16 protein-coding genes are annotated in these 17271 nt (G+C 47.3%); 11 read left to right on the top strand and 5 right to left on the bottom strand.

The window, feature by feature from the left end:
- Window positions 1–15: 15 nt before the first annotated feature.
- Window positions 16–687, bottom strand: coding sequence for a GntR family transcriptional regulator (locus JCM12308_RS13910; RefSeq protein WP_054784159.1), 672 nt, complete (start codon window positions 685–687; stop codon window positions 16–18).
- A 150-nt stretch (window positions 688–837) separates the two neighbouring features.
- Complete coding sequence (locus JCM12308_RS13905) at window positions 838–2076, bottom strand: NAD(P)/FAD-dependent oxidoreductase (protein WP_054784158.1); 1239 nt, start codon at window positions 2074–2076, stop codon at window positions 838–840.
- A gap of 304 nt (window positions 2077–2380) precedes the next feature.
- Here JCM12308_RS13905 and JCM12308_RS13900 point away from each other — a divergent pair, with 304 nt between their 5' ends.
- The 6 genes from JCM12308_RS13900 (at window position 2381) to JCM12308_RS13875 (ending at window position 7466) form a co-directional block, all read left to right on the top strand.
- Window positions 2381–3205 (top strand): ABC transporter substrate-binding protein, encoded by an 825-nt coding sequence (locus JCM12308_RS13900; protein ID WP_054784157.1) that lies wholly within the window; start codon window positions 2381–2383, stop codon window positions 3203–3205.
- Window positions 3206–3258: 53 nt separating this feature from the next.
- Entirely contained in the window at window positions 3259–3927 is a 669-nt protein-coding gene (locus tag JCM12308_RS13895) for an amino acid ABC transporter permease (protein WP_054784156.1), read from the top strand.
- Window positions 3927–4574, top strand: a complete 648-nt coding sequence (locus JCM12308_RS13890) for an amino acid ABC transporter permease (RefSeq protein WP_054784155.1) — start codon at window positions 3927–3929, stop codon at window positions 4572–4574. Before JCM12308_RS13895 ends, JCM12308_RS13890 begins: the two co-directional genes overlap by 1 nt.
- Window positions 4571–5296, top strand: a complete 726-nt coding sequence (locus JCM12308_RS13885; protein ID WP_054784154.1) for an amino acid ABC transporter ATP-binding protein — start codon at window positions 4571–4573, stop codon at window positions 5294–5296. The genes JCM12308_RS13890 and JCM12308_RS13885 overlap by 4 nt, the downstream gene beginning before the upstream one ends.
- A gap of 20 nt (window positions 5297–5316) precedes the next feature.
- Window positions 5317–6315, top strand: coding sequence for a 4-hydroxyproline epimerase (locus tag JCM12308_RS13880; protein WP_054784153.1), 999 nt, complete (start codon window positions 5317–5319; stop codon window positions 6313–6315).
- 62 nt (window positions 6316–6377) lie between these two features.
- Window positions 6378–7466 (top strand): proline racemase family protein, encoded by a 1089-nt coding sequence (locus tag JCM12308_RS13875; protein WP_444544399.1) that lies wholly within the window; start codon window positions 6378–6380, stop codon window positions 7464–7466.
- Here the strand turns inward: JCM12308_RS13875 and JCM12308_RS13870 are convergent.
- Entirely contained in the window at window positions 7463–9052 is a 1590-nt protein-coding gene (locus JCM12308_RS13870; protein WP_083417438.1) for an aldehyde dehydrogenase (NADP(+)), read from the bottom strand. The two genes, JCM12308_RS13875 and JCM12308_RS13870, sit on opposite strands and share 4 nt — an antisense overlap.
- A gap of 133 nt (window positions 9053–9185) precedes the next feature.
- Between JCM12308_RS13870 and JCM12308_RS13865 the strand changes: the two genes are divergently transcribed.
- Entirely contained in the window at window positions 9186–10061 is an 876-nt protein-coding gene (locus JCM12308_RS13865) for a LysR substrate-binding domain-containing protein (protein ID WP_054784151.1), read from the top strand.
- 562 nt (window positions 10062–10623) lie between these two features.
- Here JCM12308_RS13865 and JCM12308_RS13860 read toward each other — a convergent pair.
- Window positions 10624–11535 (bottom strand): LysR family transcriptional regulator, encoded by a 912-nt coding sequence (locus tag JCM12308_RS13860; RefSeq protein ID WP_054784150.1) that lies wholly within the window; start codon window positions 11533–11535, stop codon window positions 10624–10626.
- A 317-nt stretch (window positions 11536–11852) separates the two neighbouring features.
- On the opposite strand from JCM12308_RS13860, the gene JCM12308_RS13855 reads away from it, so the two are divergent.
- A complete protein-coding gene (locus JCM12308_RS13855) occupies window positions 11853–12884 on the top strand; it encodes an alpha/beta hydrolase (RefSeq protein WP_128647404.1) in 1032 nt (343 codons plus the stop codon).
- Window positions 12885–13140: 256 nt separating this feature from the next.
- Here the strand turns inward: JCM12308_RS13855 and JCM12308_RS13850 are convergent, their stop codons facing one another.
- Window positions 13141–14043 (bottom strand): LysR family transcriptional regulator, encoded by a 903-nt coding sequence (locus JCM12308_RS13850; RefSeq protein ID WP_164845313.1) that lies wholly within the window; start codon window positions 14041–14043, stop codon window positions 13141–13143.
- 236 nt (window positions 14044–14279) lie between these two features.
- Here JCM12308_RS13850 and JCM12308_RS13845 point away from each other — a divergent pair, with 236 nt between their 5' ends.
- The 3 genes from JCM12308_RS13845 to JCM12308_RS13835 all read left to right on the top strand — a co-directional run bounded on the left by JCM12308_RS13845 (window position 14280) and on the right by JCM12308_RS13835 (window position 17254).
- The gene (locus JCM12308_RS13845) at window positions 14280–15632 is read left to right on the top strand and encodes an adenylate/guanylate cyclase domain-containing protein (protein WP_054784147.1); all 1353 of its coding nucleotides are present in this window, start codon (window positions 14280–14282) and stop codon (window positions 15630–15632) included.
- 161 nt (window positions 15633–15793) lie between these two features.
- Window positions 15794–16609, top strand: coding sequence for an ester cyclase (locus JCM12308_RS13840; protein WP_164845312.1), 816 nt, complete (start codon window positions 15794–15796; stop codon window positions 16607–16609).
- Between the two features lie 81 nt (window positions 16610–16690).
- Entirely contained in the window at window positions 16691–17254 is a 564-nt protein-coding gene (locus tag JCM12308_RS13835) for an OsmC family protein (protein ID WP_054784145.1), read from the top strand.
- Window positions 17255–17271: the final 17 nt, after the last annotated feature.

Genomic DNA, 17271 nt, shown 5'->3' with positions numbered 1-17271 from the left:
CGGGAACACGCAAATCTAAGCAGCACGATGAGCGGCGACTTCAGCGAGCATACCTTCTTTTGAATCTAAAATGTGCTTGCGTAGAAGCTCGACAGTTGCATCTACGTTCTTGTCTTCAATCAGCTTGAGCAGTTGGCGATGTTCATCTTCCGCCTTATCCATCGCTCCTTCAGCCTTCAACTGAAGGCGAATGTAGCGCTCTATCTGACTGTTGATCTGTTTGATGAATGCGAGTGATTGTTTGCGTCCCGAAGATGCACATAGAGCCACATGGTACTGAGTATTTAAAGCTCCCCAAGCCGCTACATCTTTAGATTCATAAGCACTTTCAAGATTGCTCAGAATTTCGCGAGCTGCTTCGAGATGAGCTTCAGTCATAGCTGGAATGGCAACTTTGAGTGTTTCAATCTCAATGAGTTCACGCAGGTCATACATCTCTGCAATTTCATCGAGAGAAAGCTCTGTCACGATAGCTCCGCGATGTGCGTGGAAAGCGACAAGCCCTTCAGCCTCCAGGCGTCGGAGGGCTTCTCGCACTGGCATGCGCGAGACTTCATATTCTTCGGCGATCTGCTCCTGACGAATTTGATCGCCGTCCTGAAACTCACCGCTTAAGATCCTCTGGCGAATGTCAGCAGCAAGAGCATCTGGAACACTCTGTCGTTTGATAGACCGCTTCAATTCCATGTTCTGCCTCTTACTTTTTCAAATCGCCTTATTGGATACTATGTTCCTGAATAATGGTTCGCTCTATCAAATTCATCAAGTCATCTACTTCTATCAACAAGCCAGCTTACTCCAATCAGGTGAGACAAAGCACTAGAGTACGGTCATGCCTCACGTAAATCTTTCAATCCCATAAGGCCTTACGTCAACAATGGGCTCTCTCCTTAGAACAAGGTCTGCAATCAGTCGGCCTGTTGCGGGCCCCTGGGTCAAACCCAGATGGCCATGACCAAATGCGTAATGTACACCTCTAACCTTGGGCGAGGAGCCGATCACTGGCAAACTATCCGGCGTCGCTGAACGGTGCCCCATCCATTGGTCACCTGTATCTGTTTGCAATTTCGGGAGCATCCTAGATGCTAGTTTTGCAAGAGCCCGGCTTCGTTCATAGTTTGGTGGCGCTTTCAAACCCGCGAACTCAGCGGCTCCTCCCACGCGCAGTCCTTCGTTTATCGGGGTAACTGCAAACATCTCTTCGGCAAATAGGAGCTCTCGGGACAAAGATATGCCCGGAGTTTTGAAGGTCGTGTTGTAGCCGCGCTCAGACTCCAGCAGGCATTTGTCTCCAATACTGTTTGCCAGAGACTTGGACCAGGCTCCTGTTGCGACGACCACATCATCGGCGGTGAGAGCCTCACCATTTCCAAGTCGAACTGAAACGTCGCGTTCTGAATGTTCAAGTGCGACAGCAGTTTCGCGAATAATTTCGGTTCCCTGATCTTTGACCCAATTGAGGAACCGGTCCATCAACTGCTTTGGGCTACTGATGTGAGACCAGTCAGTCTGAAGCACGCCAAACTGTTTTCTGGGACCAATATCAGGCTCTAGCTCTCGTACTTCGTGAGCGTTTAACTGCTCAAACTTTACACCGTGCTTTGCTTTTAAATCCCAGGAGAAGCGATCTTTTTCAAATGAACTGCGATCATTGTAGAGAACAAGGCACCCTTTGTTATGGACATGTCGCTCGTATTCAAGATCGCGAAGGATTGGGGCAAAGTCCTTGTACGTTCGATCATTCAGCGCTGCTAATGCAGGCGCGATCTCTAAGACGCGACGTTTACTGCTCGAGCGTTGAAACTCTAACAACCAGGGGTACATCGCAGGTACATGTGTTGGCTTCAGAAACAACGGTCCTAATGGATCTAGAAGCAACTTTGGAAGCTTGAAGAGTAATCCTGGTACTCCTGCAGGTATGCATTCAGTCACAGCAAAGCCTGCTGCATTTCCAAAAGAGGCTTTGTCCCCTTCCGGAGAAGGGTCCACGATCGCAACTGTTTTGCCTGCTTGGATCAGATAATAGGCACAAGACAGCCCAACAATACCTGCGCCTAAAACAATCGTCTTGCTCATGGATTTCTCCTGAAAGGCTGAACGCCATAACGCTCTGCTCTTTGTTAACTCCCAGTGCAGGTTCCGAGAACTTTGCATTGGCTGATATTCCGGTTTCAAGCAGCAAAACCTGCTTGTTTCATTCCATCTGAACCGCTTTGACCCTCGGTTTATCGAGGCTCTCCACCGCCTTCAGAAAGGCCTCTCAATGAGTCTTTCCAAAATCAGATATTGACAAATGATATTATTGGATCCAATCATATGATTTGTCAATAAGGCAATATCGACCTGATTGTCAGGCCGAGTTGTATTGGGAGGATGACAAATGAAAAAACTGATCCGGAACTCTTTTGCTCTTGTCGGAGCTGCACTTATTGCTTCAACAGCCCCTGCGCAGGCGGATGAGATTGACGATATCATTGGCACAGGCACTTTAAGATGTGGCGTGATGTTGGACTTTCCGCCTGCCGGTTTTCGTAACTCAAGCAACGAGCCTGATGGTTTTGATGTTCAGTATTGCAAAGACATGGCGAAAGCGTTGGGAGTAGAAGCAGAGGTCGTTGAAACCCCTTCCCCAGAGCGTGTTCCGGCCCTTGTTTCCAAACGCGTGGATGTGATGATCGCATCCGCATCAAACACTCTTGAGCGCGCTAAGACCGTCGCATTCACAATGCCTTATGTGGTGTACACCAATGTCGTCATCACTCAGAAAGACAGCGACATTAAGAGCTTTGAAGACCTTAAGGGGCGCTCTGTCGGTAATGTTGTCGGCACTACTCCGGAACAGTTCTTCCTTGAACATTTTGAGAATTGGGATGATCCGAACGGCAACTACACAGGCTTTGGATCTGATGCTGAATCTTATTTGGCCGTCAGTCAGGGTAAAGTTGAGGCAATTATTGGATCCAGCGCTCAAGCAGCAGACCTAATTGCAAGCGGCAACTTCCCAAATCTGGAGATCCGTTCAGAAGCACCGTTCACGGTTGATCTGGTTTCCATCGCCGTTAACAAAAACGACCACTCACTGTTGCGTTGGGCCAATCTGTTTGTTTGGGAGCAGCAGAAATCTGGCCGATATGCAGAGCTTTACAAACAGTACTTCCGCTCAGATGAAGTGCCTGCGCTGACTATTCCGAACACCTACTACTAATTTTCAGCAACTGACTGGGCATCTCTGATGCCCAGCAACCAACAGGTGTTTCCATGTTTGGCTACAGTTTTCACTGGAGGACCGTTTGGCAGGAAATCCCTCAGCTTGCAGAGGGTGCAATTGTTACCTTGCAGATCGCTGTGTTCTCGATGCTGATCGGTATTACACTGGCTGTTTTGCTTGCAGTTGCACGCCGCAATGAGGGCTCCATAGCCAGCAGGTTGGCCTCTGTCTGGATCGAAGTTGCCAGAAACACGCCTTGCTTGCTTCAGATCTATCTCGCTTATTTCGGCCTCGGTGCTCTAGGGATAAACATATCCAGCTATGCAGCCGTCCTCGGCGCAATCGCATTTAACAATGCCGGTTATCTTGCTGAGATCCTGAGGGGTGGTTTCAACTCCATATCGCAAACGCAATATGCAGCAGCGCACTCCCTCGGCATGAACTCTTTTCGCGTCTACAGTTACGTCGTCTTACCGCAAGTGTTCCGCGTAACTTTCCGCCCCATCATGAACCAATCGATGTGGGCTCTTCTAAACACGTCACTGGGTATGGTGATCGGCCTCAAGGAACTTACTGGAGCAACTCAATTTGCCCAATCCAGATCCTTCCGTACCTTCGAGTTCTTCCTCGTTGCTGCTGCCATGTACTACGTCATCGCCAAGATCATTCTGGGCCTTGCAGCGCTCGTGCAATGGCGTTTTCTTAAAGGAGGTCGCTGATGTCTGCTTACTCAGGCCTATCATGGTCAGACCTGCTTTTCCTGCTGGATGGTGCAGGTAAAACAATCTTGCTGACAGCACTAGCCACACTGTTTGGCACAGTGCTTGGGATTGCCCTGGGCTGGCTACGAGATTCCAGTCGTCTGGTTGGTTGGATCGTCGCTCCCTATGTGGACGTGACACGCAGCGTTCCGCTTATTATCCAATTTGTGCTGTTCAACAGCTTCATTGCCATCGCCGGGTACCCGCTTAACCCGTTATGGTCCGGTACGATTGTGCTCAGCTCCTACATGGGGGTCTTCACCTCAGAAGTTGTGCAGGCCGGACTGCAAGCCGTCAGGCCAGAACTGCGCCGTGCAGGCCGTTCACTCGGCATGGGCTATTGGACTGAAATGCGATATGTCACGGCTCCTCTCGCCTTACGCGTGGTCTTTCCAAGCTGGATCGGCCTTGTGATTGGCCTAACCAAGGACAGCGCCCTTGTTGGTGTCATTGGCTACATCGAACTTCTTCGCGCCTCCCAAATCCTGATCAACAGAACCAATGAAGCAATCCTGATCCTGCTTGGGGCCGGTCTGTTCTACTTCATCATCTGCTACCCGATCTCACGGTACAGCCAGACACTTGAAAGGAAACTAAAGCAATGATCGAGATAAAAAATCTGCAAAAGTCCTTTGGCCAGCATCACGTGATCAAGGGTATCGATCTGACCATCGACAAAGGCGAAGTCCTATGTCTGATTGGTGGCTCTGGATCCGGAAAATCTACCATGCTTCAGTGCATCAATGGCCTGCATTCCATTGATGATGGCAAGGTTCTTGTCGACGAAATCGATGTATTCGACAAAGCAACAGACCTGAACAAGCTTCGCGAAAAGATCGGGATCGTCTTTCAGCAATACAATGCCTTTCCGCATCTCAGTGCCATTGAAAACGTTGCTCTGTCTCCGCGCGTTGTCAAAGGCATGAAGCGCAAAGACACACTGGATCTGGCCGCAAAGCATCTGGAACATGTTGGGCTAGGCGACAAGCTGAACCACTATCCAAGTCAACTTTCCGGTGGGCAACAACAGCGCCTTGCCATTGCTCGCGCTCTGGCGATGGAACCGGAATACATGCTGTTTGACGAGGTTACATCGGCACTTGACCCTGAGCTGGTAGGCGAAGTGCTGGACACCATGCGCATGCTGAAAGACGAAGGCATGACCATGATTATTGTCACGCACGAAATCCCATTTGCCCGCGAAGCCAGTGACCGCGTGGCTTTCTTCGATCAAGGAAAAATCTGCGAAATTGGTGACGCCCGACAGGTCATCAATGATCCTCGTGAGTTGAGGACGCGGCAGTTCCTTGAACGTGTACTTCACTAATCCAAGGGAGGTAACTTAAGATGCGTCACACATTCTCTTGTATCGACGGTCATACCTGTGGCAACCCATGTCGGGTTGTCACGGGAGGCGCCCCCGAGCTAACCGGTGAAAGCCTGGCAGACTTCCGCCAGGACTTTCTCCAAAACCACGATTGGGTGCGTCAGGGCCTTATGTTCGAGCCGCGCGGCCATGATGTTATGTCCGGAGTAATCCTGTATCCTCCAACGCGATCTGATTGCGACATCGGATACCTCTTCATCGAGACAAGCGGTTGCTTGCCAATGTGCGGTCATGACACGATTGGAGCAACAACCTATGCCATTGAGGAAGGCCTTGTTTCCCCAAGAGTGCCCGGCAAACTGGCAATTGAAACACCTGCCGGACGGGTTGATGCGGAGTATTCGCTTACAGAAGGCCATGTTGAAGAAGTCCGCATCTTCAATGTTGCCTCTTATCTTCACGCCAGCGATCTAGTTGTTGAGGTAGAGGGCTTTGGCAAACTTACCTTTGACATCGCTTATGGTGGCAACTTTTACGCAATCATAGAACCGCAAGAGAACTGGGCAGGACTTGATGCTCAATCACCATCCGAACTCGTCGGGCTAAGCCAAAAAGTCAGAAAGGCGATCCAGGAAGTGACTGAGCCAGTGCATCCTGAAGATTCCAGGATCAAAGGTGTCAGCCATGTGATGTGGTGCGATAAGGCCATTAACGAGAAAGCCGATGCACGAAACGCAGTGTTTTATGGCGACAAAGCCATTGACCGCTCGCCCTGTGGAACCGGCTCATCTGCGCGCATGGCTCAACTTTTTGCACGCGGCACCCTCAAATGCGGCGATCAGTTCGTACATGAGAGCATCATCGGCACTCTGTACAATTGCAAGGTCGAGAGTGTCGGTAAGATTGGTGAGATCCTCTGCATCTATCCAAGCATTGGTGGTTGGTCACGCATAACTGGTCACAACACGATCTACATTGATGATCGCGATCCATTCGCTCATGGCTTCCAATTGAGCTGATCCCTCCAGTTGCGGCGGGCTTGATGCCATACGATCAAGCTCGCCAGACAAACGAGATTTTCATGAAACTGAATAATATGATTACGGTCGTGGGTGCCCACGCCGAAGGTGAAGTCGGGCGTGTAATCACAGGCGGTCTGCTCCCACCCCCGGGTGCAACCATGCTTGATAAGCTCATTAATATGGAAAATAATATGGATTGGGTCCGGCAAATGCTGCTCTCCGATCCACGCGGAAGCGTAAACACCTCCGTAAACTACATCACACCACCGTGCCATCCAGATGCAGATTTCGGCATGATCGTTATGGAGTCAGACTATTACGTTCACATGTCCGGCTCAAACCTCATTTGCACTGTAACAACTGCACTTGAAACCGGCATGGTGCCGATGGCTGAACCCTTCACAAAAGTGGTGGTTGATACTCCAGCAGGCCTCGTTCACGTGACAGCAGAATGTGAAAACGGGAAATGCCGCAGGATTTCTTTCGATAACATTCCATCATTTGTCATGCACCGTGATCGCATCATTGACGTACCCGGTTTCGGTTCCAGACGTGTTGATGTCTCTTATGGTGGCATGATCTATGTGATTGCAGAGGCCGCAGAGTTTGGCTTTTCACTACACCCGTCTGAGTCACGGGATCTGGTTGAAATTGGTGAGATTCTGAAAAAAGCAGCAGCCGAGCAATTGCCTTCAGTTCATCCGGAAATTCCCGAAATCCATACGGTCAATCAGACACAATTCACTGGTCCTCTCGAGACAAAAGACGGCGTTAAAACCTCGAAGAATGCTGTAATCGTCTCCCCAGGACGCCTTGATCGCTGTCCATGTGCACAGGCTCGTCAGCCCGATTGGCATTGCTGCATGCCAGAGGCGAAATTAAGGTTGGAGAGAAGTTTATTCATCGCTCAATTCTGGATACTGAGTTTGAATGTCAAATCCTCGGAACTTCGCAGGTCGGAGATCTGCAAGCAGTCAAGCCACAGATCAAAGGTCGTGCGTGGCTCACCGGGATTTCGCAGTATGGCGTCGATCCTGAAGACCCATTCCCAACTGGTTATCGGCTCGCCGATACATGGTTTAAATAAGCATTGGCTCGAGAACACCCGCAGATTTAAGATCTGCGGGTGTTTTTCTTTAGCAGGCTAGAGCGCTTTCGTGGTCCATTCACCATCGACCAGACGTAAAACACCAAGCGGATTTGCGTCTTTCAGCTCATCTGGCAGCAAGACGTCCGGAGTGTTCTGGAAACACAATGGGCGTACAAAGCGGTCAATGGCACGTTCCCCAACAGACGTTGACTGAACATTGGTGCTAGATGGGTACGGCCCACCGTGAGACATCCCAGCGCAGACTTCAACGCCAGTCCCAAAGCCATTGAAGACAACCCGGCCAACTTTGTTTTGCAGTGTGCTTGCCAGTTCCGCACTTGCTTTGACATCAGCCTCCTCAGCAAAAATTGAGCAGGTCAAATGACCATGGAAACTTGCCGCAACCGTTTGCACCTCCTCATCATTCTCGCAAAGGACAAGCAAGGCTGAAGGCCCAAAAATCTCCTCCTGCAACTGCGGATTTGCAAGATAGTCAACTGCTGACACACTCATCAAAACAGGCTGCGCCTCATTGCCATTGACGTTTGGTGCCTGAGCAAGAACACGAACAGACACTTCCTCTTGCCGCTGACTGTTCTCTTCACGATAGCTTGCGCAGATTCCAGAGGTGAGCATAGTCTGCGGACCTTGCTTAGCAATCAGACTTGCAGCCAACTCACAAAATGAAGTGGTTGCATCACTCCGCTTTGCGACCAAAATTCCGGGATTTGTGCAGAACTGACCTGCACCTAGTGTCATTGCACCAACGAACATCTGGGCAATGGCTTCATTCTTGCTCGCAAGAGCTTCATCCAGAAGAAACACCGGATTGGTTGACCCAAGTTCACCAAAAAACGGAATTGGTTCAGGGCGCTGCACAGCAAGATCAAACAGGGCCCTACCGCCCGCAACAGAACCTGTGAAACCACCAGCTTTGATCCCAGGGTGTTGCACAAGCGCAGAACCAAGGCTTCTGCCCGGGCCATGAAGCAATGCAAACGTCCCTGCCGGCACGCCAGTTTCCTCAATTGCCGAAAGAATGCAGTTCGCAACAAGTTCCGAGGTTCCCGGATGAGCAGAGTGTGCTTTCACAATCACCGGACATCCCGCAGCCAACGCAGAAGCCGTGTCTCCACCTGCTGTCGAAAATGCCAACGGAAAATTGCTTGCAGCAAACACAACAACAGGACCAAGCGGGGTTTGTGTGAGCCGGATGTCCGGTTTTGCCACTGGTTGGCGATCCGGATCAGCTCGATCAATGACTGGTCTCTGCCAATCTCCCCGCTTCAATAGGTTTGCGAACAAGCGCAGCTGCCCGGTGGTACGACCAAGTTCACCGCGCAGCCGCATATCCGGAAGGCCTGTTTCCAACCCTGCCCGTTCCACAATCTGATCTGCGGTACGCTCCATTGCTCCAGCAATGGCTTCCAAAAAGCTCGCACGCTTTACAGCTGAGATCTTAGAGTAGACAGCAAATGCATCTGTTGCAGCACCCACCGCAGCTTCAACATGCTCCGAAGTCGCCTGAGAGAATGCCGTTGGAAGTTCCTCACTAGTCGCCGGGTTCTCTGCGTAAAAAGTTCCTGATTGTGTGCTGATGATCCACTCACCATTGATCAGGAGTTTGCCTGTCGGGTCCATCATTTTGCCTCCATATATAACTGAGAAATGATTGAGGCATTTTATTCAGCAGCGCCTGGGCAGACAAAAGGTGATAATTCTTATATAGATGAGTAAATACTCACCTATACAGCTATCCAAATTCACGGGATCACCTTTGGCTTATCCATCTCTGAACAGTTTGCGGACATTTGAAGCTGCTGCACGGCTTTTAAGCTTTAATAAGGCTGCGCAAGAGCTATGCATCAGCCCCTCAGCGGTTAGCCATCAGGTTCGCCAACTTGAACAGCAACTCAACACCAAGCTGTTCACACGCATTGAAAGAGGTGTAACCCTTACGCCAATTGGTGAGTATTACTTCAGCAATGTACAGCAGGGGATCCAAATCCTTCTGCGAGCAACAGACGTGGTGATGGACCCCAAGCGCAGCCGTACAATCAAGATGTCCGTTGTACCATTCTTTGCCACAAGGTGGCTGATGCCCCGGCTCGAAAACTTTCAGTTGCGTTATCCAGATTGGGAACTCGCAATCCAGACCAGTACTCAAAAATCAGATTTTGAAACAGAAGATCTGGACCTCGTCATTCGACGTGGAAAAGGCAGCTGGCCGGGCCTTACCTCCAAACTGATCTTAAGCGAAAAACTCACACCAGTTTGCGCTCCTCAGATGTACGAAACCATCTCGAACCTAACCGACCTTGCTTCTGCGCCCCTTCTTTACAACACACAGGTTCTAACAGAGTGGGCGGAGTTCTTCTCCCACCTTGGAGAACCCTTCAACGCTCCCACCGCTCGCCTAGAGTTCCAGAACAGCTCCCAAATCCTGGAAGCCTGCTCCACTGGTATTGGTGTTGCTCTGATGGACCCAACACTCATTCAAGATGAACTAAAATCCAACCGCCTCATTCAGCTTCTTGGCCTCACCGTACCAAGCTTGCGAAATTACTATCTGGTCTACCCAGACAAACAACAAGAGAGAAAAGGACTACTGGTTTTTCTGGATTGGATTGAGGGGAGTTCAATTTGTGAGTAAGTGTCAATTTTGCTCTGCTATATATGTGAAGTCGCCTCAGAAAACATGCACTTTCTACAATCAGCCATCTACTTTATGAGGTCGTGCTCAATTTCGGCTATGCCTTAGCTGCCGTCAATCTTCACCTACATCAATGGCAAACTATGAACACGCTGCAAAGTGACAGGGTTAAAGTGGGCCAAAAGCCGTCATTCAAGGGTTTCCATCAAAGGTTGTATTAGCTCTCACAGAGGTGATCTCAGTCTCATTTTCTCAAGAACTTTTCTGGGTAAACAAAGGTATAACCACCAACATGAACGGGTTACTTTGCGACCATGCTGACGTTGTATCGAGCACGTAACTACGCAGGTGCAGCGAGGCTATTAGCTAAAGCGGAACTTCGCTTGCTTATAGAGCAGTCGCAGACAGTTTGAGGCTCTAACTAAGCTAAGCCTTGAGGTCAACAGTTGATAACCGGCTAGCGTAGACGTCGTCGTGGAGGCGCAATGCAAAGCATTCAAACTAGTTCCTGAAGCGACTTAAACCATTCGGAGTACCCTAGATGTCATGCATCGTCCTCTGGTTATGTCTGCTGCGTCTCATCCCGAATTAGTTCTTTCATCCAATTGATAACTGGATCATCGTTCAGTTGCTTGGACCAGAGCAATCGATAGGTAAACGGTTCTTCCTCTGGAGATATGGGAAGAATGGTCATTGGCAGCGAAGCTGCAAAACTATCAGCTGCACGTTTGGGAATAGACATCACCATATCGCTTTGAGTAACGAGAAATGGGGCTGCAGCGAAGTAAGGAACCCACATGCCTGGAGTTGCTTTACCGAGACTATCATCGTCGACGTAAGAGTGCCTATCTCCTATAATGTTCACGAGTAATCGCGAGTACTCCTCAACATCTTGTTTGGTTACATTTTGGCGCTGAGTTAACGGATGACCATTCCTGACTATGAAGACATGGTCTTCCTCAAAAAGGTCATAATGCTCAATTCCATCGCGAACTGGGTCGTCTGAAAAGAATACAAAATCTAACCGACCGTCAATCAATCTAGCAAACACGTCGTTTTCAAGCGGGAAGATTTCAAAAGCTAGGTTGGGTGCTTCATTGTTTGCTCTCTGCAGCGCAGGACCAAGTGCAACCATCGCTCCATAATCTGTTGTTGCAAATCGGACGATCCCTGACATTTCAGGAGGAGATATGGCCGCCGCTCCTGGTAAGCGTTCATACTCATGAATGAGGCTATCAATTTTCGGCAGTAAACGTATTGCTGTTGGTGTTGGAGCGAGCCCTCTACCTGCCGGAACGAAGAGTGGATCCCTTAAAGCATCTCGAAGCATCGACAAGTGACGACTGGCAGAAGGTTGGCTCAAACCCAGATTTTCGGCTGTCTTTGTGATTGATGAAGTCTGACACAAGTCTACAAATAACAGCAACTGACGTGGTGGGATGTCTAATATATCCATAATATGAATGAGTATCATACTTAATTAGTCATTTTTCAACTCAATATTTTTTTCTATTCCTAGTAGAGGTAAGGATCAAGTTGAAAATGGATAGATCTTAGAAATGCTATTTGAGGGGGGAAGTAGATTTCTGCTTAATGCTAGCAGTTGGTACATTCGCAAATAAAAACTGATAGTGCTTTCTGCAGAAGATTTAATCTGTTCAATGGTTTGCTTTAACCAAACAGGTTAGACATTCCCTTTGTCGATATCAAGCAATTCTAATGAAGTAACTTCCGTTCGACTGTGCAGGTGGCATTGTGTTCCTTACTCTATTTTCATAATGGAGTCTCCCAATGATAAAACACTCAAGCAACAAATGCTCAACAGGGCGCTATAAATCCCTCATCAAAATAGCAATGGTAGCGTTTTCCATGATCAGTGCGAACGCTTCTGCAAATGACACAAACGATGCATTTAGCATTGAGCCTGTTACGTTCAAGAGCGGTGAAAATACACTTTCAGGCGTACTCTTCAAACCTGAAAATCCCAACAACAAGACAGTGACCATTGTTGGCCCAGTTGGTTTCGTGAAAGAACAAGCGCCAACATTTTATGCGAGAGAACTGGCCGCTAAAGGCTATACAGCTTTGATTTTTGACCCGACTTATCACGGTGCAAGTGAAGGTTTACCTCGTCGATATGAAAATGGTGAGCAGAAAACAAAAGATATCATCGCATCTATCGATTACTTAAGTCAGGTCTCATCCGTTAATGCCGATGAAATTTACGGCCTTGGAATTTGCCAAGGTATAAACTGGATGGCACGTGCCTCTGCTCAAGATAAGCGCATTAAGTCTGTTTCATTGGTGGCCGGTCACTATCTGCATCCTGACGTTGCTGTACGATACAACGGTGGTGAAGAAAAATTGCAGGCGCTGCTTGAGAAGGCAAAAGTCGCTAAAGAAAAATACGAGCAAACTGGAGAGGTTGAGTACGTTCCAATCGTAGGAACACCAGAAGAAGAAGCTTTGCTTCAGTTCAAGCCAATTTATGATTGGTATATGCCATGGGCAACCAACGCCAATGGCAAAGGTGGACAATGGGAAAATCGCATTACGCGGATGAGTATCTTAGATATTTGGGATGGTGATACCGAAACTGATCTCAAGAAGCTTAACAAGCCTACACTAGTCATTCATTCCGACAAAGCTGCAAGCGGCCCCGAAATCCCGAAGAAGCTATTTAGTTCAATCGCCACTGAGAACAAAAAACTTGTTTGGTTTGAAGATCAGTTCCAAACAAAGTTCTACGATGATATCCCAACTATTAAACGCGCGGTAGACCATATTGATCAGTGGTTCAATACCTCAGCAAGCGAAATGTAAGGGTGACATGTTAGGCAACCTTCGTTTTCTAGCAACTTAGATTCTTTTAAGTGGAGTAACAAAACCAAATTGATCACTTCAGATTGCTGGCGTTACCCGATGCTACAGAAGATATCAAAAGACAAGCATCCTCCTGTAATGCTACAGCATCGCAACATATAAGATTCAGCCTCCAGGCTCGCGCTTGGAGCTGATGCGCCTGTTTTCCATCGAGTTGAACGCAATGATGTTCGGCCATAACAAAAACCATACGCGTTTATAACTGCCTTGATTGGTCTACTTGTTTGCAAAGAAGCTCTCGGAACCAAAGGTGAGCAGCATCGTTATCACTCCGTGGATGCCAGTAGAGATTATACTCAAAGCCCGGAGCTTCAAATGGAAGTTGAAAAATCTTCAAAGGAGCGATCTCTAACATCAAAACTGCGGAACGAGTTGGTATTGTTAGAACCAAGTCACTGTTTAGTAACAGTAACGGTGCTGTTGTAAAGTATGGTTGCCGCAATGCGACATGGCGAGATCTGCCTAGTTCTGCTAACTTTCGGTCTACGACGCTACCTTTACGACCTAGCGGGGTGCTAACCATATGCGGCCATTTAAGATACTCCTCTAAACCAACTTTTTTCTGTTTTGCCAAGTTGTGAGTTTCACAGCAAATTCCAGAGTACGATTCTTTGAATAGAAATTTTGAACTGAAGTTTGTTTCCGTAGATACAGTCGTAAACAAAAGCAAATCTAGCGAACCGTTAGTAAGTTCCTTCTGACTATCTATTGAAATAGGTACAATCTCGACCTGAATATCAGGAGCTAGATGACTCAGCTTAGCAAAGAGTGGTCGGAGGACGGTGTTTACACCGTAGTCCGTGGATGCAACTCGGAAGACACGATCAGATCTGGATGGTTCAAACTCTTCTGGCGAGATTAGGTCTGCAAGATCATCAACAATTACTGAAACTTGATTTGCAATTGCCAAAGCACGCGCAGATGGCACCATACCTTCACTACTTCGCATAAAGAGGGGATCGCGAAACATTTCTCTCAAGTGCGCCAGAACCCGACTAACAGCAGGCTGACTCATGTTTAGTTCAGAGGCTGTAGTGGTTACGTTGCGTGTTCTCATCAATGATTGGAACACAACTAGATGACTAGCATTGTAGCGCATTAAATTCGATTTTCGCATTTAGAAAATCCGATAAATTCATTTGATGAATAATTTAAATGCAGCGATTTAACGTTCAGATCAAGCTTAAAGAGCAGAGTTGATGAATGAATATGTTTACTCACTCAACTTGAAATTTAAATAGTAATCACAAAGCAGTTCGAACGCGCGGGACAGCCTAAACTAATTCAGCTGCTTCATAGAAAAGTTTGAGCTCTGTAAGATAAGAAGCAACAGGCATGCGAGAAAGTAAGTCAGTCAAGAAAAGCAAGTTCCAAGAACTAAAAGACAGAGTATATTATAGACATCGCCACATAAGTGATGATGAAGTCATCCTTCTCAGAGCCGCCGAAATTGATGCAGAGATGTTTGTTGCAGCGATGCGCATAATCGTCTCTTTAGGAGTTCTGGCAGCCATCATATTTGCTATCGATGATGTGCAGCAGATAGGTGAAGACTACCTCGGTCGGCAAGTTAAAATTGCGATAGTGTCGTGCCTTTCTTATCTGATTGTTGGCATCGTAAGTATCCTTATCATCAAGATTAACGCGTTCAAATTTTGGATGAGCTGGGTCGCAGTTACAGCAGATTGTGCTTTTCTTTTCTTGAATGGCTGGTTTTCACTCATTAACTCAATGATTTCTGGAGACTTTATTTTCGCAATGCCTCTAGTCTGGCTTGCTCCACTCGTACTCGCATTTGGGGCCCTCAGATTTAATCCGCTATTGCAAACTTATGTAACTCTTCTTCTTGTCTCAGGCCTATCTATTCTGGTCTCTTGGGAACCGGATGTCTTGGCGATTGATATCAATGATCGGATAGCATTAGCCTTTGGGGCACCGCCAAACTCTCTTAGAATAGTATTAACTGCATTGTTAGGTACAATGCTTGTAGTTGCAGTTCAAAGAGCTCGCTGGCTGCTCCGTCAATCAATTATTGAAGCAAAACAAAAAGCGAACTTGTTTCGATATCTGCCCGCTCAAGTTGTAGAAACATTGGCTGAGGGGAGACTCTCAAAGCTTAGAGAAGGTCAGCTCAGGGATATGACGATTTTATTCGTTGATCTTCGAGGGTTCACTAAGTGGTCTGAAATGCAAGATCCCAAGACTATTAGTATTTTCCTTTCTGAATTTCGTGAAATAATTCAACATGCTAGTGAGGAGACAGATGCTATCATAGACAAGTTCATTGGAGATGGAGCACTCTTACTTTTTGACGGCGCGTCCACCGCACAACGCGCAATAATGTGTTCGAGACTAATTTCCATGAATGTGAGAATGTGGGCTCGTGACCAAGCTAAGAAATACCGTTACTCGGTGAAGGTTGGTATTGGTATACATCATGGTCGAGTATTTGCTGGAGTAGTTGGAAGCGATACACGGTTGGAGTTCACTGCCTTAGGTGATGCTGTAAACACAGCTGCAAGATTGGAGCAGTTGACCAAAGAAGCCAATATGGAGATCATTGCTTCTCATGCTGTTATGCAAGCAGCGGGTTCGTCTGAAGAAAGCAAACACTGGATCAGGTTGACGCCAGTACATTTGCATGGCCGACAAAATCCTCTGTTGATCTACGGCTATAAGCACCCATAAAACCTTACAAACAGCTTCAGTGCCAAAGCTGGATCTAGTGAAAGCTTACAATATAATATTCGATTTTCGAATTTTCTAAATCCGATATATTCATTTGCGGAATAAGAGGCATTTCTCGATATTAACTCCTAGCTAATTTTAAGGAGCTCAATATGAAGTGCATGTCTTGGACACTGGCGGCTATTCTCGCAATGAGTGCCCCACTCAGCGCGCAAGATTTAAGCTACAGTAATACACAGTTGTCAGGCCGTAGCTTTGAGTACGCAGTGTCGGACTATCACTTGTGTGTAAGTTTTACTGGAGAGAATGCACTGACTTGGACCTATATCAGTGCTCCGAACGGTGAAACAGGCAAGTCAGCAAACGAGACATTAGACCGCAAAGATCTTACTTCTGAACTGATCTTGCTGAGTTGGACGGAAGCAAGTGGAGCAAACGTCGTCGATGTTTTTGACTTTTCGAAAATGGAGTTAAATGCATCTTATGTAACGCCTGATGGCCAACGCTTTATGTCATCGGCCCCGATAAGAGAAGTTGCTTCATGTGATGGGGAGCGTTCAAGGGTAAAGGCTTACAACACAAATATAAAGATTGTTGAAGCTTTGTACTCAGCATTCAACACGAGAGATCTAACAGTTTTCTCAGAAATCATGGCACCAACACTGGTGAACCATCCGACCCATGCTGGGTCCGAAGCTGGACCTGAGGCTATGAAGCGGTCCATAGCGCAGTTCTTAGAACTCATTCCAGACTTTAGCGTTGAAAACGTGGATATCATCACAGGTGACGGGAAAACGGTTGTCCGATCGATAATACGCGGGACCCCTAAGACGTCATTATTTGGTTACGAAACAAATGGTCAAAGCTTTGAAGTAGAAGCAACTGACATTCTAGAAATTAGAAACGGTAAAATTCAAAATATCTGGCACTTAGAAAACTGGTTAAAGGCATTAGATCAAGTTGTGTCAGTCAAGTGACAAATATAGTCGCTGTGTAGGCATGTTTATACGCGACTTCGACAAATAATAATAAAATAGTCTGAGAGTTGGATCTTCAAAATGTTTCCCCTTGTTTCAAAAAAAGCAGAAGCTGTTCAACCAGAAAGTTTTGAAGTTACACCTTTCAAGCCCCCACGCAGAGGATCTTCATTCGACTTTGAGCTGAATGTCGTCGCCAAACCCCTGAATGGAATGCAAAAAATTGCCGAGGTTGAACCTAACGCGCCAAGCTGGAGCAACTTTGTTATTCACTGTGATGAGGGGAAAGCAATGGGGGGAAGTGATGAAGCTCCCTCTCCTCTGAGCTACTTCACTTCTGGTGTTGCTTTCTGTCTTCTGACACATCTGCAAGAGTTCATACACCATCAACAAATCGCGATTGAAAGCCTCAAGGTTGAGTTAAAAATGCATTTCAGCACGATGCTTGCCGTTGAACCAGCGACTCAGAGTCAAGAAGGCCAGAGCAATGGGGTCGAAGTGAGCATCATTATAGAAAGTCAGGAAGATCCTGAAGTAATTCAGGCACTAACGAAGTTAACGGAACAAAGCTGCATAGCACTCCAATCAATTATTCGTGCGGTACCTGGTTCTATTAAGTGCATACACAATGGCGCTACTCATTAGCCTAGTATTCAACACTG

It is taken from the genome of Pseudovibrio denitrificans JCM 12308 (genome assembly GCF_001310815.1).
GTDB lineage: Bacteria > Pseudomonadota > Alphaproteobacteria > Rhizobiales > Stappiaceae > Pseudovibrio > Pseudovibrio denitrificans.
This window is presented reverse-complemented; position numbering and strand designations above follow the sequence as displayed.

What these genes read in the sequence shown, in the direction of transcription:
- JCM12308_RS13910 (WP_054784159.1), bottom strand. Translation starts at nt 687, where the DNA reads ATGGAATTGAAGCGGTCTATCAAACGACAGAGTGTTCCAGATGCTCTT.
- JCM12308_RS13905 (WP_054784158.1), bottom strand. Translation starts at nt 2,076, where the DNA reads ATGAGCAAGACGATTGTTTTAGGCGCAGGTATTGTTGGGCTGTCTTGT.
- JCM12308_RS13900 (WP_054784157.1), top strand. Translation starts at nt 2,381, where the DNA reads ATGAAAAAACTGATCCGGAACTCTTTTGCTCTTGTCGGAGCTGCACTT.
- JCM12308_RS13895 (WP_054784156.1), top strand. Translation starts at nt 3,259, where the DNA reads ATGTTTGGCTACAGTTTTCACTGGAGGACCGTTTGGCAGGAAATCCCT.
- JCM12308_RS13890 (WP_054784155.1), top strand. Translation starts at nt 3,927, where the DNA reads ATGTCTGCTTACTCAGGCCTATCATGGTCAGACCTGCTTTTCCTGCTG.
- JCM12308_RS13885 (WP_054784154.1), top strand. Translation starts at nt 4,571, where the DNA reads ATGATCGAGATAAAAAATCTGCAAAAGTCCTTTGGCCAGCATCACGTG.
- JCM12308_RS13880 (WP_054784153.1), top strand. Translation starts at nt 5,317, where the DNA reads ATGCGTCACACATTCTCTTGTATCGACGGTCATACCTGTGGCAACCCA.
- JCM12308_RS13875 (WP_444544399.1), top strand. Translation starts at nt 6,378, where the DNA reads ATGAAACTGAATAATATGATTACGGTCGTGGGTGCCCACGCCGAAGGT.
- JCM12308_RS13870 (WP_083417438.1), bottom strand. Translation starts at nt 9,052, where the DNA reads ATGATGGACCCGACAGGCAAACTCCTGATCAATGGTGAGTGGATCATC.
- JCM12308_RS13860 (WP_054784150.1), bottom strand. Translation starts at nt 11,535, where the DNA reads ATGATACTCATTCATATTATGGATATATTAGACATCCCACCACGTCAG.
- JCM12308_RS13855 (WP_128647404.1), top strand. Translation starts at nt 11,853, where the DNA reads ATGATAAAACACTCAAGCAACAAATGCTCAACAGGGCGCTATAAATCC.
- JCM12308_RS13850 (WP_164845313.1), bottom strand. Translation starts at nt 14,043, where the DNA reads ATGCGCTACAATGCTAGTCATCTAGTTGTGTTCCAATCATTGATGAGA.
- JCM12308_RS13845 (WP_054784147.1), top strand. Translation starts at nt 14,280, where the DNA reads ATGCGAGAAAGTAAGTCAGTCAAGAAAAGCAAGTTCCAAGAACTAAAA.
- JCM12308_RS13840 (WP_164845312.1), top strand. Translation starts at nt 15,794, where the DNA reads ATGTCTTGGACACTGGCGGCTATTCTCGCAATGAGTGCCCCACTCAGC.
- JCM12308_RS13835 (WP_054784145.1), top strand. Translation starts at nt 16,691, where the DNA reads ATGTTTCCCCTTGTTTCAAAAAAAGCAGAAGCTGTTCAACCAGAAAGT.